Source organism: Alphaproteobacteria bacterium US3C007 (assembly GCA_034423775.1).
Lineage (GTDB): Bacteria > Pseudomonadota > Alphaproteobacteria > Rhodobacterales > Rhodobacteraceae > Thalassovivens > Thalassovivens spotae.
In genome coordinates, this window is the sequence record CP139918.1 from 1,200,792 (window position 1) to 1,227,000 (window position 26,209).

At 52.6% G+C, this 26,209-nt stretch carries 20 protein-coding genes; 5 read left to right on the forward strand and 15 right to left on the reverse strand.

The window, feature by feature from the left end; all coding sequences use genetic code 11:
• Positions 1 to 183 precede the first annotated feature (183 nt).
• On the forward strand, positions 184 to 1,323 hold the full coding sequence (locus tag UM181_05845) for a Gfo/Idh/MocA family oxidoreductase (GenBank protein ID WQC64122.1): 1,140 nt from the start codon (positions 184 to 186) through the stop codon (positions 1,321 to 1,323).
• A 99-nt stretch (positions 1,324 to 1,422) separates the two neighbouring features.
• A complete protein-coding gene (gene iolD, locus UM181_05850) occupies positions 1,423 to 3,318 on the forward strand; it encodes a 3D-(3,5/4)-trihydroxycyclohexane-1,2-dione acylhydrolase (decyclizing) (protein WQC64123.1) in 1,896 nt (631 codons plus the stop codon).
• A 296-nt stretch (positions 3,319 to 3,614) separates the two neighbouring features.
• On the opposite strand, the gene UM181_05855 is transcribed toward iolD, so the two are convergent.
• Positions 3,615 to 4,793 carry an aminotransferase class V-fold PLP-dependent enzyme gene (locus UM181_05855; GenBank protein ID WQC64124.1) on the reverse strand — a complete coding sequence of 393 codons (1,179 nt, stop codon included), beginning with the start codon at positions 4,791 to 4,793 and terminating at the stop codon, positions 3,615 to 3,617.
• Positions 4,794 to 4,931: 138 nt separating this feature from the next.
• Between UM181_05855 and UM181_05860 the strand changes: the two genes are divergently transcribed.
• The gene (locus UM181_05860; GenBank protein ID WQC64125.1) at positions 4,932 to 7,871 is read left to right on the forward strand and encodes an FAD-linked oxidase C-terminal domain-containing protein; all 2,940 of its coding nucleotides are present in this window, start codon (positions 4,932 to 4,934) and stop codon (positions 7,869 to 7,871) included.
• Here UM181_05860 and UM181_05865 read toward each other — a convergent pair.
• From UM181_05865 to UM181_05890, 6 genes are all read right to left on the reverse strand, one after another.
• Positions 7,868 to 8,638, reverse strand: coding sequence for a sulfite exporter TauE/SafE family protein (locus tag UM181_05865; GenBank protein WQC64126.1), 771 nt, complete (start codon positions 8,636 to 8,638; stop codon positions 7,868 to 7,870). The genes UM181_05860 and UM181_05865 overlap by 4 nt on opposite strands.
• A gap of 64 nt (positions 8,639 to 8,702) precedes the next feature.
• Entirely contained in the window at positions 8,703 to 10,244 is a 1,542-nt protein-coding gene (locus UM181_05870; protein ID WQC64127.1) for an AMP-binding protein, read from the reverse strand.
• Complete coding sequence (locus UM181_05875; GenBank protein WQC64128.1) at positions 10,241 to 11,650, reverse strand: aldehyde dehydrogenase family protein; 1,410 nt, start codon at positions 11,648 to 11,650, stop codon at positions 10,241 to 10,243. The genes UM181_05870 and UM181_05875 overlap by 4 nt, the downstream gene beginning before the upstream one ends.
• An 11-nt stretch (positions 11,651 to 11,661) precedes the next feature.
• Entirely contained in the window at positions 11,662 to 13,158 is a 1,497-nt protein-coding gene (locus UM181_05880) for a tripartite tricarboxylate transporter permease (protein ID WQC64129.1), read from the reverse strand.
• A 9-nt stretch (positions 13,159 to 13,167) separates the two neighbouring features.
• Entirely contained in the window at positions 13,168 to 13,725 is a 558-nt protein-coding gene (locus UM181_05885; protein WQC64130.1) for a tripartite tricarboxylate transporter TctB family protein, read from the reverse strand.
• Between the two features lie 74 nt (positions 13,726 to 13,799).
• The gene (locus tag UM181_05890) at positions 13,800 to 14,828 is read right to left on the reverse strand and encodes a tripartite tricarboxylate transporter substrate binding protein (GenBank protein WQC64131.1); all 1,029 of its coding nucleotides are present in this window, start codon (positions 14,826 to 14,828) and stop codon (positions 13,800 to 13,802) included.
• A gap of 797 nt (positions 14,829 to 15,625) precedes the next feature.
• On the opposite strand from UM181_05890, the gene UM181_05895 reads away from it, so the two are divergent.
• Positions 15,626 to 17,125 carry a trimethylamine methyltransferase family protein gene (locus UM181_05895; protein WQC64132.1) on the forward strand — a complete coding sequence of 500 codons (1,500 nt, stop codon included), beginning with the start codon at positions 15,626 to 15,628 and terminating at the stop codon, positions 17,123 to 17,125.
• Positions 17,126 to 17,345: 220 nt separating this feature from the next.
• On the opposite strand, the gene UM181_05900 is transcribed toward UM181_05895, so the two are convergent.
• The 8 genes from UM181_05900 to UM181_05935 all read right to left on the reverse strand — a co-directional run bounded on the left by UM181_05900 (position 17,346) and on the right by UM181_05935 (position 25,970).
• Entirely contained in the window at positions 17,346 to 17,792 is a 447-nt protein-coding gene (locus tag UM181_05900; GenBank protein ID WQC64133.1) for a carbon monoxide dehydrogenase subunit G, read from the reverse strand.
• A gap of 202 nt (positions 17,793 to 17,994) precedes the next feature.
• Positions 17,995 to 18,795 (reverse strand): XdhC family protein, encoded by an 801-nt coding sequence (locus tag UM181_05905; protein WQC64134.1) that lies wholly within the window; start codon positions 18,793 to 18,795, stop codon positions 17,995 to 17,997.
• Entirely contained in the window at positions 18,792 to 19,973 is a 1,182-nt protein-coding gene (locus tag UM181_05910; protein ID WQC64135.1) for a VWA domain-containing protein, read from the reverse strand. The genes UM181_05905 and UM181_05910 overlap by 4 nt, the downstream gene beginning before the upstream one ends.
• The gene (locus tag UM181_05915) at positions 19,970 to 20,845 is read right to left on the reverse strand and encodes a MoxR family ATPase (GenBank protein WQC64136.1); all 876 of its coding nucleotides are present in this window, start codon (positions 20,843 to 20,845) and stop codon (positions 19,970 to 19,972) included. Before UM181_05915 ends, UM181_05910 begins: the two co-directional genes overlap by 4 nt.
• 47 nt (positions 20,846 to 20,892) lie before the next feature.
• Positions 20,893 to 23,310 carry an aerobic carbon-monoxide dehydrogenase large subunit gene (locus UM181_05920; GenBank protein ID WQC64137.1) on the reverse strand — a complete coding sequence of 806 codons (2,418 nt, stop codon included), beginning with the start codon at positions 23,308 to 23,310 and terminating at the stop codon, positions 20,893 to 20,895.
• Positions 23,307 to 23,801, reverse strand: a complete 495-nt coding sequence (locus tag UM181_05925) for a (2Fe-2S)-binding protein (GenBank protein ID WQC64138.1) — start codon at positions 23,799 to 23,801, stop codon at positions 23,307 to 23,309. The genes UM181_05920 and UM181_05925 overlap by 4 nt, the downstream gene beginning before the upstream one ends.
• Positions 23,802 to 23,813: 12 nt before the next feature.
• A complete protein-coding gene (locus UM181_05930; GenBank protein ID WQC64139.1) occupies positions 23,814 to 24,668 on the reverse strand; it encodes a xanthine dehydrogenase family protein subunit M in 855 nt (284 codons plus the stop codon).
• Positions 24,669 to 24,800: 132 nt separating this feature from the next.
• Complete coding sequence (locus UM181_05935; GenBank protein ID WQC64140.1) at positions 24,801 to 25,970, reverse strand: MHYT domain-containing protein; 1,170 nt, start codon at positions 25,968 to 25,970, stop codon at positions 24,801 to 24,803.
• 9 nt (positions 25,971 to 25,979) lie between these two features.
• Here UM181_05935 and UM181_05940 point away from each other — a divergent pair, with 9 nt between their 5' ends.
• On the forward strand, positions 25,980 to 26,192 hold the full coding sequence (locus tag UM181_05940; protein ID WQC64141.1) for a hypothetical protein: 213 nt from the start codon (positions 25,980 to 25,982) through the stop codon (positions 26,190 to 26,192).
• Positions 26,193 to 26,209 lie beyond the last annotated feature (17 nt).

The window sequence follows — 26,209 nt, forward strand, 5'->3', positions numbered from 1 at the left end:
CCTAATTGTTCATTCTATATCCAGCTCATTCTACCGGCGCTCAAAGCTTTGCGAAAGCCGCTTTGAAAGATCCAATATTTTCGCGCTGAAACATGCGTTATTCGTTTGACCATGGGCTGTTGCCTCCATAGGTTCGCGCACAGAAAACGGGCACCACTTAGTTTAAAGCGCGGGGTATATATTTTGAAACGACTTTCATGGGGCCTTATTGGCGGTGGGCAAGGCAGTCAAATCGGGTTTGCGCATCGATCCGGCGCGGAAATTGATGGCCGCTTTAAATTGATGGCGGGCGCCATGGATGTGGATCCGAATGTGGCAAAAAGCTATGGCGCGTCGCTTGGGCTTGATCCAAGCCGCGCGTATGGCACTTGGCAAGAAATGCTGCAGGGTGAGAAATCACGCGATGACCGTATCGATTTGGTGACGGTGGCAACGCCCAATGCCACCCATTTTGAGATTTCAAAAGCCTTTTTGGAAGCAGGTTTTCACGTCCTATGCGAAAAACCGATGACGATGACAGTGCCTGAAGCGCAAGCGCTTGTTCAGATTGCAAAAAAGGCCAACCGGGTTTGCGCGGTGAATTATGGCTATTCCGGTTACCCATTGGTGCGGCAGATGAAAGCGATGGTTGAGGCTGGGCAATTGGGGGCGATCCGCTGCGTGGTTGCAGAATTTGCGGGTGGCTTTATGGCGGATGCCGCAGATGCTGAAAATCCCCGCGTCCGCTGGCGGTTTGATCCAAAGCAAGCGGGAATGGCGGCTGTAACGGTGGATTGTGGCATCCACGCCTTACACATGGCCTGCTATGTCACTGGGCAATATGTGACTAAAGTATCCAGTGATTTTGCCCATGGGATCAAAAGCCGGGAATTGGAAGATGATAACCTATCGGCGTTCCGCATGAGCGGTGGTGCCATTGGCCGGCTTTGGACAAGCGGTTTGGCGATTGGGCGCACGCATGGGCTGACATTGCAAGTGTTTGGCGAAATTGGTGGGTTAAGCTGGCAACAAGAGCATCCCAACCAATTGCGCTGGACGCCCCTCAATGCGCCAACCCAAATCTTAGAGCGCGGCGCAGTCGGCCTTTCTGAGGCCGCGGCGCGCGCGAATAGAATAACGGTGGGGCATCCAGAGGGCATGGTTCTGGCCTTCGCAAATGTGTATCGTGATTTAAGCGAGGTGATCGGCGCGCAAAATTCTGGCACGTCTCCCGATCCCTTGGCGCTGACCTACCCCACCGCAGAAGAGGGGTGCCATTCGATCGAAGTGGTTGAGGCGATGGTTAAATCGGCCAAAAATGACGGAGAATGGATGACCGTATAACCGCCCCAGCGTGGTCATCGAAAACCTGCATGGAAGCAGTGCAGAGGCTGAGCTTAAGCGCCGGCTTCTTTGCAGAAAAGAAAAAGGAATGCATTTGATATGAAATTTTATAGCTCAGAGAAAAAGCAACGCCTCACCCTGTCACAGGCGATGGTGAAGTTTCTACAAGCGCAATACAGCGAATATGACGGGGTTGAGCACAGGTTTTTTCAAGGAATCTGGGGTATTTTTGGGCATGGGAATGTTTCGGGCCTGAGCCAGGCTCTGGTCGAATATGGCGATGATCTTCCTTATCATCAACCCACTAATGAGCAATCAATGGTGCATGCGGCAACCGGATTTGCGCGCACGATGCGGCGCAAGGCGACCATGGCTTGCACCACCTCGATTGGTCCAGGAGCCACCAATATGATTACCGGGGCGGCCACGGCAACTATTTGCCGAATCCCGGTTCTGTTGCTGCCGTCGGATTATTATGCCACGCGGTTTCAAGGCAAAGTTTTGCAGGATATTGATCATCTTAGTTCGGATGATATGTCGGTGACGGATACGTTTCGCGTTGTGAGCCGTTTTTACGACCGCCTGACCCGCCCCGAACAGATTTTAACAGCAATGCCCGAAGCCATGCGGATTCTTACCAGCCCATCAGAAACTGGGGCGGTTACGATTGCGTTGCCGCAAGATATTCAGGGCTATGCGTTTGATTATCCAGAAAGCTTTTTTGAAAAACGCGTCTGGCGCATGGAACGGCAGGTGCCACATCCGAACCGCATCGCTGAAACCATTGCCCTGCTGAAATCCGCAAAAAAGCCCTATATCATTGCGGGTGGTGGCATTCATTATTCCGAAGCTTGGCAAGAGTTAGAGGCTTTTGCAACACGGTTTGGCATTCCTGTCGGGGAAACCCATGCGGGGCGCGGCGCGCTGAAAAATGGTTCGCCTTTATTGATGGGGGGCACGGGCCATTTGGGCACGCCGGCCGCGGCAAGAATCGCTGAAGAAGCTGATTTGGTGATCTGTATTGGCACGCGCTTGCACGATTTTGTTACCGGGTCTAATTCGGCGTTTCAAAACCCGGATGTTAAATTTGTTTCGATCAACGTGAATGGCCGGGATGCGTATAAATTGGGGGCTCTGCCTTTGGCATCGGATGCCAAGCTGGCGCTTGTAGCCCTAGCTGAGGCGGCGGCTGCAGCGGGTATCGGCGTGAATGAACCTTGGGTTGAAACCGCCAACGCGGCGCGTTTGGCTTGGGATAAAACCAAACGGGAACAGGTTTTTATCCAACATAAAGGCGAAAAAATGAGTCAGGGCCAATTGATCGGGTTGATCTCTGATCAGATGCAAACGGGCGATACATTATTGGCCGCCGCTGGCACCGTGCCGGCTGATCTGACCAAATTATTCGATGTAAAAGATGGCAAGAACCTGCATATTGAATTTGGCAATTCCTGCATGGGATATGATATCCCCGCAGCGATTGGAGTGCGTTTAACCGGCACGGATGATGAAATCTTCGTTCTAATGGGCGATGGAAATTACCAAATGCACCCGATGGAGCTGGTTACCGCGATGCAAGAGCGCGCCAAGATTACTATTATTTTGAACGTGAATGACGGATATCAATCCATACATGGCCATCAAAAGGCTTTGGTCGGGCAATCTTTGGGCAATGAATTCAAAATCCGTGATGGGCAATCTGGCCTTCTTGATAAGGGCGAGTTTATTCAGATCGATTATGTTAAAAATGCAGAAAGCGTCGGGGTAAAAGCGTGGCTTGCAGAAGACGAGTCTGCGTTCAAACAAGCGCTTTCAAATGCCCGCGATGAAGCTGGCCCCTGTATGATCGTTGTGCCAACAGAACGCTATCGTTCCCCCCCTGGATCCGAAGTTTGGTGGGAGGTTGTTGGCGCTGAGGTTACCAATGATCCTGACACCAAAGCGCTGGTCGATGCGCGCGAAGTTGGCCGTGCAAAGCAACGGTTTTACTATTAAGCGTGATCAGACGGCGGACAGGCGGCTCCAGCTGGGTTTGGCGTGCCTAACAGGGCATTTTGCCCGGGCGCACCTGCTGAGCAGCATGCTCTAGCTTGTAAGGAAACATATGACCGGCGTTTACTCTTGGCGTGAAAGCCGCGGTCAAGCGAGGGGGTTTTTTCAACAAAGCGAAGCAGCCCGATGCGTTGAAAGGTCTGGCGTCTTTCCCGGTTTTAATCGATCCAGCGCAGGATTTCTCGCCTCTCTGCGAGGGTCAAATCTTAGCCAAACGGGCCGCAGGCCTCTCGCCTGCTTTATGTCAAATTGTTTTTCAAAAATTGCATTGCGGCATCGGTGCCACCGGATTGATGCGGCACGTCGCTAAGGGCAAGCCCCATTTCCACGCCGCCCAAAGTGCCAATCATCATCAGATCGTTGAAATCCCCCAAATGGCCAATTCGAAACACTTTTCCAGCCAAGTGTGACAGGCCGTTGCCCAGTGACATATTGAAGTTTTTCAACACCGTACTGCGAAACGCATCCGCATTATGGCCATCAGGCAATAAAACCGCCGTCAGCGTATTGGAAAAATCCAAAGGCTCTTGGCATAAAACTTCTAGGCCCCAAGCTTGCACCGCGATGCGGGTTGCCTGCGCGTGGCGCTTATGGCGGGCAAAAACGTTTTCCAACCCTTCTTCAAGTAGCATATCAATCGCCTCGGATAATCCGTAAAGCAGGTTCGTGGCCGGTGTATAGGGAAAAGCCCCAGAGGCATTTGCCGCGAGTTGATCCTCCCAATCCCAATAGGATCTGGGCAAATCAGCGGTTTTGGCCGCCTGTCTGGCTTTTTCCGACACGGCATTGAACGACAAGCCAGGCGGTAGCATCAGCCCTTTTTGAGAGCCGGCAACGGTGACATCAACGCCCCAGGCGTCATGGCAATAGTCAGATGAGCCCAAAGAAGAAATTGTATCGACCATCAATAACGCATCATGTTGCGCGGCATCGATCGCGGCGCGGATGTCACTGATCCGCGACATCGCGCCGGTTGATGTTTCGTTATGTACCACGCAGACGGCTTTGATCTTGCCCTCTTTATCGGCCGCAAGCCGCGCTTCAATCGCTTGGGGATCGGCGCCGCGGCGCCAATCGGTTTTTAGCAATTCGGTATGCACCCCCAAACGCGCTGCCAATTTGTACCAAAGGCTGGCAAAATGCCCGGTTTCGATCATTAAAACGGTATCGCCGGCGCTGAGTGTATTGACCAATGCCGCCTCCCAAGCCCCCGTTCCCGAGGCAGGATAGATGATCACATGCGCGCGGGTTTTAAAAACCTCTTGCAGACCGGAAAGGCATTTTTTGCCAAGCTCGGCAAATTCTGGGCCACGATGATCGATGGTGGGAAAATCTATCGCCCGTAAAATTCGATCCGGTACGTTTGAAGGCCCGGGTATCTGCAGAAAATGGCGGCCTGACGGTTTTGAGTGGGGCATATGCAAGATACCTTTTTATCGCATTTTTATCACCGAATTATAGTCAAGCTCAGTTTGGAATAGCAAGCATTGTGATCCTTCTGTGACTGGTTATTATAGGTTACAATGCCGCAGCATGAGCCATGAAGAAGATCGCAAATGACCAAGGATATAACCCGTTTAAAGCGCTCGCTTGAGGGCGATGTCTTAGACAGTGCTTTTGATCGGGGGCGCTATGCAACGGATGCCTCGATTTATCAAATGATGCCCTTGGCTGTGATCACGCCCCGCTCTGCGCGCGATATCAAAACCACCATCGAATTTGCGCAAGCGCGCAAGCTGTCGGTCTTGCCGCGCGGGGCTGGAACCTCGCAAAATGGGCAAACCGTGAACAAGGCTTTGGTGTTGGATAACAGCGTTTATTTTAACCGTTTGTTGGATTTAGATGTTGCGAATATGCGCTGCAGTGTTGAGCCAGGAATGGTGCTGGATACGTTGAACCGGCTGCTCAAGCCGCATGGGCTTTGGTTTCCGGTGGATGTTTCAACCTCAAGCAGGGCCACGATTGGCGGTATGGTTGGTAATAATTCTGCCGGGGGCAGATCCATTCGCTATGGGATTATGCGCGATAATGTTGGGGCGATTGATGCGATCCTCAGCACAGGCCGGACGGCTCGGTTTGGGCTTTTAAACGAGGGCAGCGCCGGGCTTGAAAGCCTTTTGCCGGATTTATTAGCGCTTGGACAAGACAATAGCGGAGAAATAGAAGCACGTTTCCCCAAAGTGCTGCGGCGCGTTGGCGGGTATAATTTAGATGCGCTTTTGCCCGATACGCTGGCGAAACGCCCGGGTAGCACAGCGCAAGAAGATGATATCAACCTGTCGCATTTATTGGTTGGCTCAGAAGGTACGCTGGCCTATTCCGCCGCGATCGAACTGAAATTATCCCCCTTGCCGGCGCCAAAAATTATGGCGCTATGCCATTTTGCAAGCTTTTATGCCGCGATGGATGCGGCCCAGTATTTGGTTGCCTTAGATCCGATTACGGTGGAATTGATCGATCAAACGATGATCTCTTTGGCCCGCTCGATCCCGCTGTTTAAAAGCACCGTTGATGATTATATTCGAAACACTCCAGAAGCGGTGCTGGTGGTTGAGTTTGCCGAGGAGGACTGGGCTAACAACCTTGCAAAAATAGATCAATTGCAAGCGGTGATGGCACAGCTTTCTGACGCACAAGCCGGCAAGCCTCGCCAGAAAATTCGCCCAGAGGAGGCGGTGGTGGTGATCACCCCGCCCGATCAGCAAGCGCGAATTTCCGAAATGCGAAAATCTGGCTTAAATATCATGATGTCGATGAAATCTGAGGCCAAGCCGGTTTCTTTTGTGGAAGATTGCGCCGTGCCCTTGCAAGACTTGGCCGACTATACGCAAGGGTTGAAGGATATTTTTGAAAAATATGGCACCAGCGGCACTTGGTATGCGCATGCCTCTGTGGGCTGTCTGCACGTGAGGCCGGTGTTGAATATGAAATTATCTGCAGACGTGCAAAAGATGAAATCCATCGCCACCGAAGCGTTTGAACTGGTAAAAAAATATGGTGGATCGCATTCGGGTGAACATGGCGATGGCTTGTCGCGCTCTGAATTCAATCCGGTGATGTTTGGTCCGCAATTGACGGCGGCGTTTCGCAAGCTGAAAGCGCTTTTTGATCCGGCGGGCGTTTTCAACCCCGGCAAAATCGTAGATGCGCCAGATATGGATACGCGGGCGCTGTTTCGCTTTGCACCAGGCTATCACGTTGCGGATTTTCCAACCCAGTTGAATTGGTCGGCTTGGCCGGGCGCGGCGGATGGGTTTCAGGGCGCGGTCGAAATGTGCAACAATAACGGCGCCTGCCGGAAACGCGACGGGGGAGTGATGTGCCCGTCTTTTCGCGTTACAGGCGCGGAAAAAGACAGCACCCGCGGGCGGGCCAACAGCTTGCGGCTTGCAATGTCGGGGCAATTGGGCGCAAAGGCTCTGGCCTCACCGGAGATGGCCGACACGATGAAGCTGTGCGTCTCTTGCAAAGCTTGCAAGCATGAATGTCCAACTGGTGTTGACATGGCGGCGATGAAAATTGAAACCTCTGTGTTGTACCGCGCAGAAAATGGATTATCGCGGCGCGACCGGTTGATTGCCTATTTGCCTGATTATGCCCCTATCGCAGCGGCGCTGGCGCCGCTGTTTAACCTGCGCGATAAGCTTCCTGGATTGGCTTGGCTGAGCCAAATTTTAACGGGGTTTTCTGCCAACCGGCCCTTGCCTCTTTGGCAACGCAGGTGGTTTCAGTCCACCGAGCTGGCGGTTACGCCTATCGGGGAGAGGCCGGTTCTTTTATTTGTCGATACGTTTAGTCGGTATTTTGAGCCTGAAAACCTGCGCAGCGCGCAGCGGGTTTTAACCGCAGCTGGATTCACCCCTTTTGCGCCGCTGCCAGATCAGCGCAGCAGAAAACCTTTATGTTGCGGGCGCACGCATCTGTCGGTTGGCAACGTGGCGCGGGCGCGTGATACCGCGCAGCGCCTTGTTGAAGCCTACGCCCCTTATGCCGCGGCGGGCATTCCGATTGTTGGGTTGGAGCCGTCCTGCCTGCTGGCTTTAAAGGATGAAATCCCCGCACTTTTAAACACGCAAGATGCACAACAAGTGGCCAAGATGGTTCTGACTTTTGAAGAATTATTACTCACCGAAAAAACCGCATTGCGTTTGAAGCCGTTGCAAGCAAAGGCGCTGCTGCACGGGCATTGCCATCAAAAAGCCTTTGGCGTGATGCGCCCCGTGCAAGAGGTGCTTGGCATGATTGAAGGGCTTGAGGTTGAAACGATCGAGACCAGTTGCTGCGGCATGGCCGGCGCTTTTGGTTATGGTGCTGAGACCTTCGATATCTCAATGCAAATGGCCGAGGCACGTTTGCTGCCTGCCATTCGCGGCGCGGATGCGCAAACATATGTGATTGCTGATGGCACATCCTGCCGTAGCCAAATCAAAGATGGTGCTGCGCGCGAAGCTGTGCATGTGGCCAGATTGCTCGATCAGCAATTGATCAAAGATTAAAAAATACCCACAGCAATTAGCCGCAGGCCGATTAGAAAAAAGGCGATTAACACGGCTTTTTGAAAATAAACCTGAGAAATTTTACCCCGCAATATTTCCCCAATCCGAAAGCCGGCCATCACGAATAAAAGCCCCAAAAGCGATTGCTGGAGGATCGCGTTTGTCAGAACGCCGCCCAAATAAAGCCCCAATGAGAGCGGTGCGGCCCCCACCAAGAAAACAAAACCGGTGGCGGCGATAAACCGTTCTTTTTCGAGCCCCCGCGCGATCATATAGGTGGCCACCGGCGGCGACCAAATTGAACTGAGCCCCCCCAATATTCCGGCGATCAATCCAACTCCGATTTGAATGGAATAGCTCGGGCCAAGGCGTAATTTCCATCCTATCAATCCATTTAGCGCCACAATGACCATTGCCGCACCGATGGTGATAGTCAGTAAACCGGTGGGATAACGTGACAAGAAAAAAGAGGTGATAAAAATGCTGAGTAAGATCGTGAGCGCCATCGGCCAATAGGTTTTCATAGAATCAGCCCGATGCTGCGATTTTACAAATTGAGTAAAATTGGTGAACAGAATCGGGATAGCAAGCAGGGCAACCGCGTGGGTGGGGCTGAGCACCAGCGTTAAAAGCCCCATCGCAGCAGCCGGTAGGCCAATGCCCAAAAACCCTTTGACGATGCCCGCAATGAACAATGTTGCAGATATTAAAATCAGAATGCTGGGTGTCTGATTGGCAAATAAAGTGTTAAATAGGTGCTCTTGCATAAGCGGCTCCAAGAAATGTGTCAGCGCTCTCTTGCGAACGCAAAAACAGCGCTGGCTGCCTGCATTATTCGGCGGGGTAAACCAATCCGAACAGCTTTAACCGCTGAACCTTGCCCGAGGGCCCTTTGGGTAAATCCTCCAGGATATGGATTGTATCTGGTGATTTGAATTTTCCAAGACGGGTTTGACAATGCGCCAGCAAGTCGGATGCGCTTGCTTGTACATGTTCCTTCAGACGAATGCAGGCTTCGACCCGTTCGCCATAATTCTCGCAAGGAACCGCAAAGGCCGCAGCTTCTAAAACTGCCTCATGTTCGAGCAGCGCCTCATCAATTTCGCGTGGCGCAATATTCTCACCGCCTTTGATGATTAATTCTTTGATGCGGCCCGATACAAACACATATCCATCTTGATCCAGATATCCCAGATCGCCGGTTCTGAGCCAGCCATCGGATGAAATGGTTTTCGCGGTCTCCTCAGGTTGGTTCAAATAGCCTTGCATCACATTGGCGCCGCGCACCAGAATTTCACCCACCGTCCCAGCGGGTACGGCGGCAAGGGTGTCATCCCCAATCATAATTTCATTGCCAAACGCCGTGCCGGGAGAACCGATTTTACGGATTGCGGGGGGCAGGGGATTTGTGGTGATTTGCGATCCGGTTTCGGTCAGCCCCATCGTTTCGATTATGGGGATATTGAAACGCTCTTCAAAGCGGCGATGAATTTCGGGGGAGAGCGGCGCAGAGGCTGAGCGCGCAAAGCGCAGATATGACAGATCTTTGGCGCTTTCGGGATGGTTCAAAATATAGGCAAATTGCGTAGGAACAGCGGAAAACCAGCTGCATTTATACGCAGCGATATGAGACCAAAAGGACGAGACCGAAAATTTATGCGGAAGTACCAACATGCTGCCAGAGACGGTTGTGCCCATCACCGTCACGCATAGGCCGTTAATGTGATAAATCGGCAGCACACATAAGGCCCTATCTTGTTTTGTGATGCCATGGCCGGTCGAAATAAAATGCCCTGCAGCCAGCAAATTATGATGGCTGAGCATCACCCCTTTAGGGTTTCCTGTGGTGCCCGAGGTATACATCAGAACACCGATACTGTCTGCGTTGGGGTTATCGATCGGCGCGTTTGGCTTGGATGTGGCAGGGCTATTTTCAAGCCATTGTGGCCCGTCATTTAGATCCAACGGGCAGGTATTTGCGGTGCTCTTGGCCTCTTGCATCGCCTCTTGGATCATATCCTGGCAGTCGCTTTGCACGAAGATCAGCGCGGCCTTTGAATGGGCCAATGTATATCCCAATACCTTCGCACCCGCGACCAAGTTTAAAGGCAGCGCCACATATCCGCCGTAGACGATTCCCATAAATGTGAGGCAGGCACTGATACTATTGGGCGAAGCAATGGCAATACTGCTGCCCTTTGGAAGCCCCATATTGGCGATATGCTGCGCGATATCGCGGATTTGTGCAGCGCCGTCTGCAAAGCTGACCTGGCGCCCGGTTTCTGGTGAGGCCAGCCAGATTCTATCGCCATGCTCGGCTGCGTTCGCGTCAATTTGCTGTTTCAGCGTTTTACTTTTCGGCAAGGGGTTCATTTAGTGCTGGCGCTCCAAAACTCGGATAAGACATCTTCCAACGCGGGTTTGTTTTCTTCGATCACGCGCACAATCCGCACCCGGTTGACAAAATGCTCCCAGTTGAGATTGCCATCGATCGAATTGCCCCCCCAAGAGCCGCAACCCATCGATAAAGAGAAAGGCAATCCGTTGTTAAAAAAGCCGCCTGTTGCAAAACAATGTGCCTGATTCACGATCACCCGGCAGGTGCGGGCTGCCATCGCCAATTCATGCGCGCGGGCATCTTTCGTGGAATGTAGCCCCAAAGAATGCCCGGCGCCTTGATAATCTTGAATGGTCAGGGCAAGGTTCACCGCCTCTTGAAAATCTTTGGCTTTATACAAAGCAAAAAACTGCGCCATTTTTTCGCCGCTTATGGGGGCATCAGCACCTGCTTTCGTGCTGGGAACCACCAAGAAACGCGTGTTTGCAGGGGCCCGATGCGTCAGCTCTAAACGCTTTAAAACCACATCAATATCTTTGGCCAGCAAAGCGCCTGTTAAGTTGCCATTATGCCAATGCGTTGCCATCAAACGTTGCGTTTCTTCTTCGCTCAGTACCAGCCCACCCTGCGCCTCGAGCGCGGCAACGGCCTCATCATACACCTCTTCTAGGGCAATGACGGTGTTTTCCGAAGAACAGGATGTGGCGTTGTCAAAAGTTTTTGAAGCAGCAATTTTTTCCGCCGCATCAGCAATATTGGCGCTTTCGTCAATGATTGTGACCACGTTGCCCTGCCCAACTCCCAAGGCCGGTGTGCCCGAAGAATATCCGGCGCGCACGTTATTTTGTGAACCCGTAACGACCAAAAGATCGGCCAGTTCCATCAAGCGTTGGGTTTTGGCTTTTGAAGGGGGCATTGGCACCATTTGTACCAGATCTGGATTAAGGCCGATGCTGCGTAGGTTTTGATGAATAAAGGTGAGCAGCGTTGCAAAAGGCTCTGCGCCTTTTGGCGAAGGAGCGATAATAATTGCATTGCCGCTTTTTAATGCGTTGATGATATTATTCACCGGCGTTGCCAAAGGGTTCGTTGAGGGAACAATGGCGGCAATCACGCCTTTTGGGCGCAAATAGGTTGAGAGGCCGGTTTCAGCATTATCCTCAACATGGCCAAAGGCGGTAACCGCCTTTAAATCGCGCAATAAGCCAAGCGTTTTATTATGGTTCTTTCTCGTTTTATCCGCTGCATTGCCCAAACCGGTTTTTTCAACCGCCAGTTTTGATAGGCTGCTATTATGCTCTGGTTTCATCAGCGCCCATGCCACCGCCTGACAGGCCAGATCAAAGGTTTTTTGGGAGCCTTGGGCTTCATAAACCGCCTGCGCCTGCTTGGCTTTTTCGACCAGCGCGTCGATTTCTAAGATATCGGCCTCAATATCCATCAGGATGCCTTTCAAACATTTGCCTTTTCCTCATGTGAGGAGAAGGCTGAGTGAAGGCTTTTCAACAACGTTAAAGCCCCCGCTATAATAAGGATCGTGCAAATCGGGCGCGAAAAATACGTGGCCAAATCATAATGAACCATTTGCATGCCCTGCGCAAAGTTTTGCTCACCAATTTTACCGAGGATCAGGCCCAGCACGATGCCCGGAATAGAATATCCCGACCGGCGTAGTAAAAAGCCGATAATTCCTGCGCCAAACATCACCATCACATCCAGTACCAGTCCACGCCCGATATAAGCGCCGATACTGGCCAGCATTAAAATCATCGGAGCTAAAAATTGAAACGGAATTTTCAGCAAATAAAGGATGGTTTTGGTTTCGAGCAATCCGATGAAAAGGATTGATAGGTTAGCATAGAACATCGCGGCGAAAACGATCCAGATCAAGTCTGGTGAGTTATAAAACACCAATGGCCCTGGCTCGAGATCGTGCATTTGGAACACGGCGACCATCATCGCGGTTAACGCGCCGCCCGGCAGACCCAGCGCCAAAAGAGGGATCATTGCGGCGCCAGTGGCCGCGTTATTGGCGGTTTCGGATGAAATCACGCCTTCCAATTTGCCTTTGCCAAATTCTTTTTTATCTTTTGACCAGCGCACTGCCTCGCCATAGCCCATAAAAGCAGCCAACGTAGCGCCGATGCCCGGTAAAATACCGCAAAAGAAGCCGACAAAAATTGAGCGTACTACCGCAATTTTATGCGCCCAAAGCTCGGCAATGCTCGGAAAATCAACGCTGAATTTCGGCGCCACGTATTTTCCGCTGATGTTGCGCTCGGCTTGTACAAATACTTCGGATACCGCGAAAAAACCTAGAATGGCCGGCACAAAAGCGATGCCGGCGGCCAAATCTGTAAAGCCGAAATTGAAGCGGTTGATGCCGCCCACGGGGTCTTGCCCGATCGTTGCCACCAAAAGCCCCAAAAGCACCGATAGCCAGCCTTTCCAGATCGTGCGCCCGCCAACCGAGGAGGCAACGGCAAGGCCAAAAAATACCAGCGCAAAAATTTCTGGCGGTCCAATATTCATAATTGCCCATTTGGCAAGTGGCTCTGTTGCGCTCATCATCACCAAGGCGGATGCGATGCCACCGATTGCAGAGCATAAAACGGCCGCGCCAACGGCTTTTCCGGCCATGCCTTTTTGTGTCATCGGATAGCCGTCAAAGGCCGTTGGGGCGTTTTCAGGCGCGCCTGGAATGTTGAACAAGATTGCCGTGATCGCCCCGCCATAGGTGCCGGTGCAATAAATCACCGCGAATAGCATCACCCCCTGTGCCGGGTTCAGATCGGCGGTAAAGGGCAGCAAAATCGCTGCCAATGTCAGCATGCTAACGCCCGGGATGGCCCCGAATAGCATACCGCCAACAACGCCGAAGATGAAAATGCCAATCGTGACGGGATCGCCAAATAGCGTAGCCGTTCCGGCTAGAAAATTCTCAAGCATGGGCCACCCTTAAAACAGTTGATCGAGTTGGGTTTTGGTTTTCAGCATAAACGCGCTGATATCGTAAAACGGGGAAACGTTGCCTTGCGGCAGGGGTGCGTTTAACACCACCATGAACAGCAGGATCAATAAGGTATAGATCACCACCGTGCTGCCCAGAATAAAGCCCAGTCTGCGTTCGCCCCAGGCCAGCATAATCAGCGCAATGAACACTGGAGTTCCGGCATAAAACCCCACGGGTTTTAGCGAGATCGCATAGGCAAAAGGCAGCAATAGGATAAAGCCAGTTTTCAAATAATCGCGCAATCCGCGATATTCGATCTGATCTGGCTCTTCGCTGGCTCCAACGCGGCTTTTCAGGGCTTTTCCACCATGGCGCAGAGTGTAAAACACATTGCCCAAAGCCACCAAAACCATCAATAAAAGGATGGTGCGCGGCCAGCCCGTCGCCCCGAATTTGTAAATTTCAATTGGTTGATTGAAGTCATAGGTGACGGCGAAAAAAATGCCTGCAAGTGCCAGCCAAAAAACGGCTTCTATCAAATCTGATTTTTTAAGATTGCCCATATTTTTTGTCTTTTTTAGGCCAGAACCTGCTTGGAGCGGTGGCTCCAAGCAGGCGCCTAGCTTACGTTTTTAGTTTATTTTACGTCTAAGCCCATGGATTTATAGACGTCACGATATTGCTCGATCGCTGCATTGATCATGTCAATCGCTCCATCTGTATCGCGATAGCTGTCAATCACATTCATGAATTTGCTATCGTTATAGGTTTGATAGCTGTCTTCGCAATAGGCGCGCTGAAAGGCCCATTTCAACCAGTCAACGCGGTCGGCAGGCGCGTCTTTATGTACATAAAAGCCGCGAAAGCGCAAAAGCGGTTCAAAATCCATACCCATTTCGACATGCGTTGGCACATCAGCAAATGCGGCGGGGCGCTCGTTGAATACGGTTAGGATTGGCTTGAAATTGCCCGCATCCAGAAAGTTGCGCACATCGCCTGGCTGCTCGAATAAAGCATCCACTTGACCGCCCAAAAGCGCGCCATAGCGCGGAGCTCCTTTGTCAAATGAGATCTGTTGGATCTGCATGTCCGAGGCCTCGGTGATAAATTTCATAATCACCCTTTCCATCGAACCTTCTTTTGACACGTTGGCAATGGTTGCTTTGCCATCTTGAGCCTGAACCCATGCCACAAAGCTTGGCCAATCGGTGAAGCGTGTTTCATTGCTTCGAATATACACTTGCGAGAAGGTAACTTGTGAAATCACCAACGGAATCAGATCAACTGCCGGATTGGGTTTGCTCGAATCCAGCGCATGGGCTGAGGATGCATCATCAATATGTTCAAGAACTGTATAGCCGTCAGCAGGTGCTGACATATAGGCTGTCATTCCAACCGTACCGGATCCGCCTGGTTTGTGATCGCGGTTGATATTGACTGATGTCAAACCGGTGACGGCTTCGGCCATTGCAGCTGCAACTTGGCCCGATCCACCACCAGGACCATAGGGAACCACCATGGTTAAAGCCCGCTCGGGAAAGCCACCGGGCTTGGCCATGCTGGCCTCGCTGACCCGGCATTCACCGGCAAAGCCCAAACTTGCCATACCGGTTAAGGCAGACGCGGTGAGGGCGATAGACAGCGTTCTTTTGAGTGTTATCTTCATTATTTCCTCCTCCTATTGATCTGATCGTATTTTTTTATTGTCGATCATAGAAACTATGGTGCCTCTGGGGCCCTATATGTCAACAAAAAAGCCTCTTTATTCGTTATGAAAAATGAGAGAAGTTTTTTAAATAAATGCATTTTTATACTGTTGTGATACTTTATCGTCATATCATTTTATCGTTTAAATTGGTAAGGGCGGTTATCTGCGCAGCTGTGTTTGGGCCTTTTCAAGCTTGCGTACTGTCCGTGCAGGGCCGCCATTTTGCCAAGATAGACTGACGCATATTCATGTTTTGAGGCTTTTTTCATTCAACCTCACATATGTTTGCGCTTCTAGCAAATGCTTTGAAACCGATTTCGGGCGCGTCAAATGATCATACAGAAATGAATATTTTTGAGCCATGCTTGCGCAATGGTCGCGCTTAAAAAATACTGCTTGCAGCGCAGGATCGATTTGGCGTTAAGATAGCGGGTTTGGTAAAATCTCAAGCCTCGTCACAGGAGGGGCCGTATGCGCGCAGAATTCAGCCTTGATAATGACCAATATTTTCTTGGGCTAAGCCGGTTAAAGCGCCGGCTGCAGATGAAAACTATCGGCGATGATCTCCGGCCACTGAGACGGGGTTATTTATAATGGGTAAAAGTTGCAAATTCTTTTTGCCGCGCTGCTCTTCACATAAAGGTGGACCCGATGCTCCGAAATTTTAATGGTGCTTTTCTGCGCTGGTTGGACCTTCCTCAAGCATGTGTATCGGCTAAGGATAGCCCGTTTAACGCGCCGGCTGCGCCAGACTGATGGCCCGCCGGTCTCGCAAATCAGCGGCGTCTAATCAGGCAGCTGCTGCACCGATTACGGTTGCACAGGGGGGAACTTGGGCGCCTTTGTCAGATCAGAGCCTTGGCAAAATTCAACAAACTGCCTTTACAATTTTAACCGATATAGGCGTGTCTGAAGCGCCCGATACGCTCTGCGATATTATCATCGATGCGGGGGGGCGGTGTGAAAACGACCGGCTATTTTATCCACGCGATTTGTTAGAGGCTGCCGTGCAAGAGGGCCCGAAACAGGTGTTGCTTGCCGGGCAAAACGCCTTGCATGATCTTAAGCTGGGCGGAAGCGCGTCTTATACGGGAACCGGGGGCGCAGCCCCGACGGTTTTGGATGATGAGACCAAGACCTACCACCCGTCGACATTGGCAGATTTATTTTCTGCCGCTCGATTGGCGGATACGCTGGATCATATCCATTTTTTTTCACGCTCGGTGGTGGCGCGCGATATCGAAGATCCGCTGGAATTTGATCTTGGAACCGCGGTTGCTTCGGTTTTTGGTACCTCGAAACATGTGGTGGTTTCAGCTAGTGAGGCCGCGCATGTGCTCAAAATTGCCGAGCTGTGTTATGAAATTGCCGGAGGAGAAGCGACCTTCCGGGAGAGGCCGTTTCTGTCTTTGAACATAAATCATGCGGTACCCCCATTGCGCATGCATGCGCAAAGCATCGCGGTTATGCACGCGGCGGTGGATGCGGGAATTCCGGTTCATTGTAATGTTTTTGGTCAATTGGGCGCGTCTAGCGCGGTTACATTGGCGGGATCGGTTGCGCAGACCTTGGCAGAAGTGTTGGCGGGTTTGGCCTTTGTGCATGCGTTGGATCCTCAAGCACCCAGAATCGCGGGGCCGCGCCCGATGATAATCGATTTGCGCAGCGGCGGCATGGCTGGCGGGGCGGGGGAACAATCAATGGCAACCGCGATGGCCGCGCAAGCCTTGCGTGCGTGGCAGATCCCCTGCTCGGTGATTGCGGGGGCAACCGATAGCAAGCTGGTTGATTTTCAATCCGGATATGAAAAAGCAACGACGATTCAATCTGCGATGCAAAGCGGGGCCAATTTGATCACGCAGGCAGCGGGGGCGCAAGCCGCCTTGATGGGCGTGAGCTTTGCTGCGATGGTTGCGGATAATGATATGCTTGGCGCTATTTTGCGCGCGAATATTCTGCCCGAAATCTCAGAGGAGACCCTTGCCTTGGCCGCGATCACGGAGGTTGTTGCCGGCGAAGGGCATTTCTTGGGCCGGCCTGAAACCTATGCGCGCATGCGCAGCGATTTTTTATATCCTGACGTGGCGGATCGTGGATTGATTGAAGAGTGGCAAGCCAGTGATAAGCTGGATATGGGCAGCCGCGCCGCGCAGCAGGCGCGCATGGTGTTGCAAAACCATTGGCCAAAACACACCTCGCAGGCTTTGCGAGATCGCTATCTTAAGCGATTTGGTTTGCCGCTGGGCCCAGCTTAAGACGGCCGTTTGAAAAGGAAAAAAGGCCTTTAACCGGCCATTGCCGCAACCGTTTTGCGGCGTGGCCAAAAGCGTATCGCTCTGCCCTTCTGGGTCTGCTGACGCTTGAGAAATAGCGTAATTTCCATAAGGGCAACTATTTTGGATTACGCGTTCCAAAAAGGCCCGGCCCGCCAGTTTCGCAATTCAGGGTCTCACCGAGCGATGCGTGGGTTCACGCCTACTCTGGCCCGTCTAAAATTTCGGAAAACGTGGTGAAAAATTTACCCGCCAGTTTTTTCGCGGTGCTTTGCACCAACCGGTTGCCCAATTGCGCCAGCTTACCGCCGATATCGGCTTTGGCCGCGTAAGCAAGGATGGTTTTATCCCCTTCGGCGCGCAAAGTCACATCGGCGCTGCCTTTGGCATGACCGGCTGCACCGCCATTGCCTTTGCCGCTTAACGAAAACTTTTCCGGTGCTCCGGTTTGGTCAAGCACAACCTCACCGCTGAAGCGGGCCTTTACTGGGCCAACTTTCAAAACCACCTTGGCCTCTAAATTTGTGTCGGAATGTTTGATCAGCTCTTCGCAGCCCGGAATACATTGCTGCAAAATTTCAGGATCATTCAGCGCCGCATAAACGGTGCTTATTGGGGCGTTGATTTCGATTTCGTCATTCAGTTCCATAGGGGTTCCTTCGTTAGCAGCAGGGGAATTTGAGGCGCGCCAAAGCATCCGCTTGCTGCGGTGTCAGCGATAGGCGCTGTATGCGCCGCCGCATAAACTTTAAAATGATTTTCATATGAACCGCACTTTCCAGATATGATGCGCAGATGTCTGGCAGAGATCTTGCGCATAAACAAGACATCTCAGACGCAGCGTTTTGGCACTAAGCATTTTGGGCCTCTCCTCGGAACGCTTTGCGTCGCAATTGCGTCAATCCGGCTAAGATGGACAACGCAATTTCTTCGGGGGTAACCGCGCCAATATCCAAGCCCGCCGGTGCTTGCACGGCGCGCACCCGCTCTTCTGGCAATCCGCTTTCGATCAGTTTTATCGCGAGCGTCTGGTATTTTTTGCGGCTGCCAACAAAGGCTACGAACCCTTTGCTTGCGCCTAATGAGGCGCGCAGCGCTTGCAAATCGCCTTGACCTTGCGTGGCGATCACAATCGCATAGCGTTTTGTTGATGGTGGTATGGCGAACCCATCAGATCGCGCGTTGCCTGACACAGACCAATCAAATTGAGGGGCTAGCGCGGCGAGGGCCATCGCCACCGGCGAGGCGCCAAAAACAATAAGCTCTGGACGCGGCAAGCAGGGCTCGATAAAAATATCAATTGTGCCCTTTGAAGGGCAGCCATTGCGCGCAAAGTGCATGCCTTCGCTTTCGTCTCCATTGCTCAATCCCTTTTCTGACAGCAGGTCTTCGGGGGTGATCGAAACCAGCTGCGGAGTGTCTTCGTGAATGGCGCGCAAGACGCCTTGTTTGACGGCGCTGCGGGCGCAGCCCCCCCCGATCCAACCAAAAACAATCTGACCCTGCGCATCCAGTACAGCTTTGGCACCTGGTTTGGCCGCTGTGGCCCCGGCGGTGCGGATAATCGTGGCCAGCGCAAAGGCTTCTTGGCGCGTGCGCATCCCGTCAATCGCCTCGGACATATCATCATCGAGCAATTCTTTGGGCATCATAAGCGGGCGAGCTCCGTTTCTAAAGTGGCAAGCTCGGCCAGTGATCCGGCAGATTTGAATCCATCAAGATAAGGCATTGCGGCGGCCATGCCCTTGGCAATTGGCTGATAGTCTTGCCAGCTTTTCAGCGGGTTTAACCAAATGATTTTACAGTCACGCTTTTTCAGCTGCGCCAGCGCACCCGCCAGTTGATGCGCCGGGCCGGTATCGTACCCATCGGATAAGATAAGCACCACGGTGCGTCCGTTGACGAATTTTTTTGCATAATTACGGGCATAATAATCCAAACTTTCGCCGATTTTTGAGCCGCCTCCAAACCCGTCTGCCATCAGCGACATCCGCGTTAAGGCGCGAAACGCATCTTTATCGCGCATGGCTTCGCTGATCCGGATCAAACGGGTGTGAAACAAATAGGCATCGCTGGTGGGGTCGTTGCGCATCAGACCCAGTAAAAATGCAAGAAACACTTTTGCATACACCGTCATCGAGCCAGAGACATCGCAGATTGCAGATATTTTCAAGCTGCGTTCGGGGCGATTTTTTCGGGCAAGCCGGACTGGCTCGCCGCCTGTTGCAAGGCTTTGCCGGATAATTTTGCGAAAATGCAATTGAGTCCCTTTTTGCGCCGCCCGGCGGCGGCGCGAGCGGCGGTCTTTCAAGGCGGCGCCCAGTTTCTCGGCCAGTTCTTGGGCCTTTGCAAGATCGCTTGGTTGGATCAAAGCGCGTAAATCGGCGCGTTTTAAATTATTGGTTTTGCTGGCGATCAAACGCCCCAATCCATCGCTTTCTGCTTCGGTTTCGCCCGTCTCTGGGGTTTCGGGGGCGCCAGATGCCCCTTGATCGGTGCCCGCAGCGCGGCGCGAAGATGACATTTGATCTGCCTGTGGACGTTTCTGAGCGGAGATGACTTTTGGTTTAACCCGCCCAGCATTCAACCAATAGGCGGCAAAAAGATCGTCAAACCGTGCGGCATCTTCTTTGCAGCCGGTGCAGATCGCCTTTAGTGCTGAGCGGGTTTCATGGATATGCGCAGCCGAGACATGGCTGAGACCGGCCAGTGCCAAATCGGTTTCCGCCACGCCAAGGCGCAGGCCATTTTCTCGCAGATGGGCCAAAAATCCGCTCATTCTAGCGGCAGGGCCGGGATCGCGCCCAGCAAATCGGGTTACGCGGCTCATGCCGCGCGCCCGGCAAGCCGCTGTGCCACTTCACGGGTGATATGGGCTTGATCGCTTTGGGTTTTTAAAAGCGTGGTCAAGCTGGCCTGCAAAGCCGCGGGGTTCGCGGTGAGATCGGCGATACCCAACCCCATCAGCGCTGCAGCAAAATCCAGCGTTTCGGCAATGCCGGGGTTTTTTTCTAAATCTTCTGCCCGCAGTTTTTGCACAAATCCGATGATTTGCTCTGCGAGCTTGGCTTCTATGTTAGGGCATCGGCTGTTTAAGATGGCCAATTCGGTTTCGCGATCTGGATAGTCAACATAGGTGTAAAGGCAACGCCTGCGCAGCGCGTCTGATAAATCGCGCGTGCCATTTGCAGTCAGAACCACAATGGGTTTACTCACCGCTTTTAATGTACCCAGCTCTGGCACGGTGATTTGAAAATCTGCCAATATCTCCAAAAGATAGGCTTCAAATTCTTCATCTGCGCGGTCGATCTCATCGATCAGCAACACCGGCGCTTGGGGTTGGCGAATGGCGGCCAAAAGCGGGCGTTCGAGTAAGAACTCCTCTGAAAAAATGCGCTTTTCAACCGTGGATCCGGTTTCCCCTGCCTCGGCGCTGCTGCGGATCGCCAAAAGTTGGCGCTGATAATTCCATTCGTAAATAGCCTGTGCGGCATCCAGACCTTCATAGCATTGCAAGCGGATGAGCTGGGTTTTTTGCACCGTTGCCAACACTCGCGCCACTTCGGTTTTGCCAACGCCCGCGGCCCCTTCCAGCAGGATCGGCCGCTGCAGCGAGATCGCCAGATGCAAGGCAACAGCCAAATCATCCGATGCCATATAGCCTGCCTCGGCCATCGCGGTTTGCACTGCGCTAAAGCTCATGTCTGCCATCCTCAAAAGCGGGCGGAAAAGATCCGCCCGTGCTTTGTTTAGCCATGCAAGCCTAAATCATTTGCGATCTTCCAAACCCGCCAATGATCGTGGGGCATGTGCGCCTGACGCAATCCAAAGGCGCGGAAGGCATCATGCACGGCGTTTGAAAAGGCCGGAACGCCCCCCACATTCGGGCTTTCACCGACACCTTTGGCTCCGATGGGATGATGCGGTGAGGGCGTGGTCGTATGATCGGTGGTATAATGGGGTGTTTCCCAAGCCGTTGGCAGGAAGAAATCCATTAAGGTTCCGGTTTTTACATTGCCCATCTCATCATAGGCGATTTCTTGGCCCATCGCGATCGCCAGCGCTTCGGTTAAACCGCCATGCACCTGGCCCTCAATAATCATCGGGTTGATCCGCGTGCCGCAATCATCTAGCGCATAAAATTGCCGGATTTCATGCTCGCCCGTATCCACATCTAATTCCATCACGCAGATATAGGCGCCGAATGGGTAGGTCATGTTGGGCGGATCATAGTAACTGACCGCTTCGAGGCCCGGTTCAAGCCCCGGTATCGCCTGATTATAGCTGGCAAAGGCGATGTCTTTCATGGTTTTGAAGCGCTCTGGCGCGCCCTTAACGACAAAGCGGTCTACGTCAAACTCAACGTCATCATCATGCACTTCCAGCAGATAGGCGGCAATCATCTGCGCTTTGGCGCGAATCTTACGTCCCGCCATTGCGGTGGCGGCGCCGGCCACTGGCGTTGAGCGCGAGCCATAGGTGCCAAGCCCGTAGGGGGCTGTATCGGTATCACCTTCCTCGATGGTGATCGAATCTGCTGGCAGGCCAATTTCTGTGGCCAGAATTTGGGCAAATGTTGTGGCATGGCCCTGCCCCTGACTGATCGTGCCAAGCCGTGCGATGGCAGATCCCGTGGGATGAATGCGAATTTCGCAGCTGTCAAACATGCCCAGCCCCAAAATATCGCAGTTTTTGACCGGTCCAGCTCCAACGATTTCGGTGAAATGGGTCAAGCCAATTCCCAATAATTTGCGCGTCTCGCCGCGCTGAAACGCGGCCACGCGCGCGCTTTGTTCTTTGCGCAGATCGTCGTAGTTCACAGCTTTCAACGCTTTGTCCCAAGCCGTGTGATAATCGCCGGAATCATATTCCCAGCCTAACGCTGAATTATACGGAAATTGATCCTTTTTGATAAAGTTGATCCGGCGTAATTCGGCTGCATCCATGTTCAGCTCAATGGCCAAAACCTCGACCATCCGTTCGATGAAATAAGCCGCTTCGGTGACGCGGAAGGAACAGCGATAGGCCACGCCGCCAGGGGCTTTGTTGGTGTAGACACCATCGACTGCCAGATAGGCGGTGGGGATATCGTAAGATCCTGTGCAAATATTCATGAAGCCGGCTGGAAATTTGGTGGGATCTGCGCAGGCGTCAAACCCGCCATGATCGGCTGTTGTATGGCACCAGAGCCCAGTGATCTTGCCGTCTTTGGTGGCCGAGATCTTCCCTTGCATCCAATAATCGCGGGCAAAAGCGGTGGTCATCAGATTGTCCATCCGGTCTTCGATCCATTTTACCGGCTGGCCAGTGACGATGGAGGCCACAACCGAGCAGACATAGCCCGCATAAGCCCCAACTTTATTGCCAAACCCGCCTCCAATATCGGGCGAGATCACGCGAATATTATGCTCTTCAATGCCCGAAATCAGCGAGACCACGGTGCGGATCGCATGCGGCGCTTGAAACGTGCCCCAAAGCGTTAGCTTGCCATTGACCTTATCCATTGAGGCCACGCAGCCGCAGGTTTCCAAGGGGCAAGGATGGGTACGATGATAATAGATCATTTCTTCAGCCACCACATCGGCTTCGGCCAGCACCTGCTCGGTTGCGTCTTTTTCACCAGCTTCCCATGTGAAGATGTGGTTGTGATGCTTGCGAGGCCCATGGGCGCCATCGGCTGTTGGATCAAGATCTTCGCGCAAAACCACGTCTGATTTCAGCGCTTCAAACGGATCCGTCAGAACCGGCAGTTCTTCATATTCAACCTCAACGGCTTCGATTCCATCCGCGGCTGCAAAACGGTCTTTGGCGATGACAAACGCCACTTCCTGGCCTTGAAACAACACTTTGCCATCGGCCAAAACCATTTGCTTATCGCCGGCTAAAGTGGGCATCCAATGCAGGCCCAAAGGTTCAAGATCTTTGGCTGTCAGCACGGCCAACACGCCGGGCACTTTCAAAGCGGCTTCGGTGTTTATATCCACCACCCGGGCATGCGCATAGGGTGAGCGTACAAAATCTCCCGACAGCATCCCATCAAGTTTGATGTCATCGACATAATTGCCTTTGCCTTGGGTGAAGCGCGCATCTTCAACGCGCTTGCGCGAGGATCCCATGCCTTTGAGGCTTGATTTGCGCTCTTCGCGGTCTGGAGTCATATCATTCATTCTGCAGCCTCCTTCGCGGCGTTCATCTCAGCCGCAGCGGCGAGAATGGATTTGACAATATTTTGATAACCGGTGCAGCGGCACAGGTTTCCCGACATTCCAAAGCGTATGTCTTCTTCGGTTGGGGATGGATTTTCCTCGAGCAGTTTTGCCGCACGGGTGATCATTCCCGGCGTGCAATAGCCACATTGCAAACCATGATGCTCTTTGAACGCGCTTTGCAGCGGGTGAAGCGCATCGGGGCCGCCCATACCTTCGATCGTGGTCACATCTGCACCATTGGCTTGGCCAATAAAAACCGTACAGGCTTTGACCGATTTGCCATCCATGGTGATGGTGCACGCGCCGCAATGCGATGTTTCACAACCGATATGTGGGCCCGTGATGTTCAACCGTTCGCGCAATGTATAAATCAGCAATTCGCGCGGCTCGGCGAGAAACTCTTCTTCCTGGCCGTTCACGGTTAGTTTGATATGTAGTTTATCTGTCATGTTTTATTCCTTTCAAGCCCGGGACCAAGCGCGCTGGATCGCGCGGGTCAGGATAACGCCAGCCACGTGCATTTTAAACGCAACGGGACCGCGGTTATCTTCGGTTGGGTCGATATCACCCAGCGCCGCGCTAACGGCTTGCTTGATCGCCGCGTCATCAAGTTGGGTTCCGATTAAGGCAGCACTGGCCGCTTCTGAGAAGATCGGCGTATCGCTAAGATTGGTCATTGCGATCGAGGCGCTGCTGCAGCGGCCGCCGTCTTTGGAAAGCAATACCGCCGAAGCAGCGGTGGCGTAATCACCGATTTTGCGCTTTTGCTTTTCATAGGCATATCCGGCCGCATGCGCGTCAAACGAGATTTCTGTCAAAACTTCTTCATCCTCGCGGGCCGTCATATAAGCGGCTTCGTAAAACGCGCGTGCATTTACCGCGCGCGTGCCATTGGGCCCAACCAAAGTGAATGAAGCATCAAGGCACTGCATAAGACCGGGCATGTCATTCGCAGGATCTCCATTGGCCACGTTACCCCCGACCGTGCCCATATACCGCACTTGTGGATCTGCGATTTGAAGCGCGGCTTCTTTTAACAAGGGCGCTGCATGTGCCAAGCCTTGATCCGCAATCACTTGCGCTTGGGTGACCATCGCCCCCATTCTGACCCGCGATCCCTCAACGGAGATGTCAGACAAATTAGGGATGTCTTGTAAATCGATCAGGTGCGGAATATCCGCCATGCGCAGTTTCATCATCGGAATCAGGCTGTGGCCGCCGGCCATAACCCGCGCATCGTCGCCGTGCTCTGATAGAATGGCGATGGCATCTGTCAAAGCGCTGGGCCGATGATAGCTGAATGGTGCTGGTATCACTGCTTTTCCTCCCCTAAAAGCATTCTTTGCGAAAAGCGTCAGTGAAAGTGGTTTTTCGCACATGCTCTAATACATTAACGCCGCGGAATTTCTCACCAGTTGCGAATGATCTGCACGAATTGCGCTTCTTTGCTAAAGCCCGAGGGTTTCTTTAACCCGTTTGAGATTCGACCGGCTGACGGGAACAGGCGGCAGTTTAGGGTTTTCAAACCGGCACAGACCCGAGTCTTTGAGGCGTTCAAAATGCTGCACCTTAGCGCTGTTGACCAGATAGCTGCGATGGGTTGTGAGAAAGCTGTATTGGGCTAAGCGTTTGGTGGCTTCGGTGATAGGCCAAACGCAAAAATGCCGCACGCCATCGTTTTTATACACATATGTATAATGCCCTTCAGCCCGAATAAAGGCCACGTCAGCGGGCGCGATAAACAACGTGGTGCCGTGGCTCTCGCAGGGAATTCGTTGTGCCCGCGACGCGGCGGATGACGCAGGGCCCGCAGCTGGCTTTGGGCTGGGCGCTGGCGTTGGATCCGGCGCCCCCGACGAGACGGGCGCCGCGCTTTCTGGGTTTGGGCTTGGCATTTGGGTAGGTTGTGGCACCAGAAACGTCACACCTGTCCATAAAAACGCTCCTAAAATGAGGAAGCTTGAGCAGATTACGACCAACGCCAGAACTTCGTTTGTAATGCTAGGCCCCAACTCATTAAACGCCGGAGCTTTGACAAAGCGGGTGCCCCATATGGCCACGAAATGAACCGCAAAAACCGCCAAACCGAAACAAACCGTTCCCAGTAATATATTACGGTTTGAGCGCTGCTCATAGGCGATCCAGATCGCTGCAACGCACAGGCTTATCGCGGATAAAAATGCCAATGAGATACCTTGAACCGTATAAATGGGGCGGCATAATTGCAGACCGGCCATGCCCAGATAATGCATGGTTAAAATGCCAAACCCGACAAGGCTGCCGGACAGAAAAAGAATTTTTGGGCGGCGCTCAAAAAAATGCAAAAGCCCCAAAGCAACGCCCACTATCAAAATTGCCAAAAGCGCAGATGCCAGCGTGATTGCGGCATCATAGTAAAATAAAACCGGCATTTGCAGGCCCAACATGGCCACAAAATGCATCGACCAAATTCCGCCTCCCAAAGCCACGGAGGCAAGCGATACCGCAATTTTACGCTGCGAAAAAGACTTTTGGGACAGGTCTTTGGTAAGCGTTAGGCCGGTGAAACCCGCAACCAAAGCGATCAGAAAAGACACGACGACAAGGCCGCTATTGTGGCTAAACTCTAACGTTGTCATGCTTCACACATGCATTTACCAACGCAAAAAGCAATCTTGAAGGCGTTTATGGCGGCCAACTTCTGCGAGTTTGCCGATAAATTCTCAACCCATTTGGCCAAATCTGCAGCGCTAATTCATGGTGCAGGCGTAAAAGGCAAGGCCGCTTTTTGTGGGTTCAAACCGGGTATCGTTTTGAACGCTGCCGGATCAGGGCTTGTCAGATTTTGGGCAAGCCCCTAGGGTTTTGCGCAAATTCC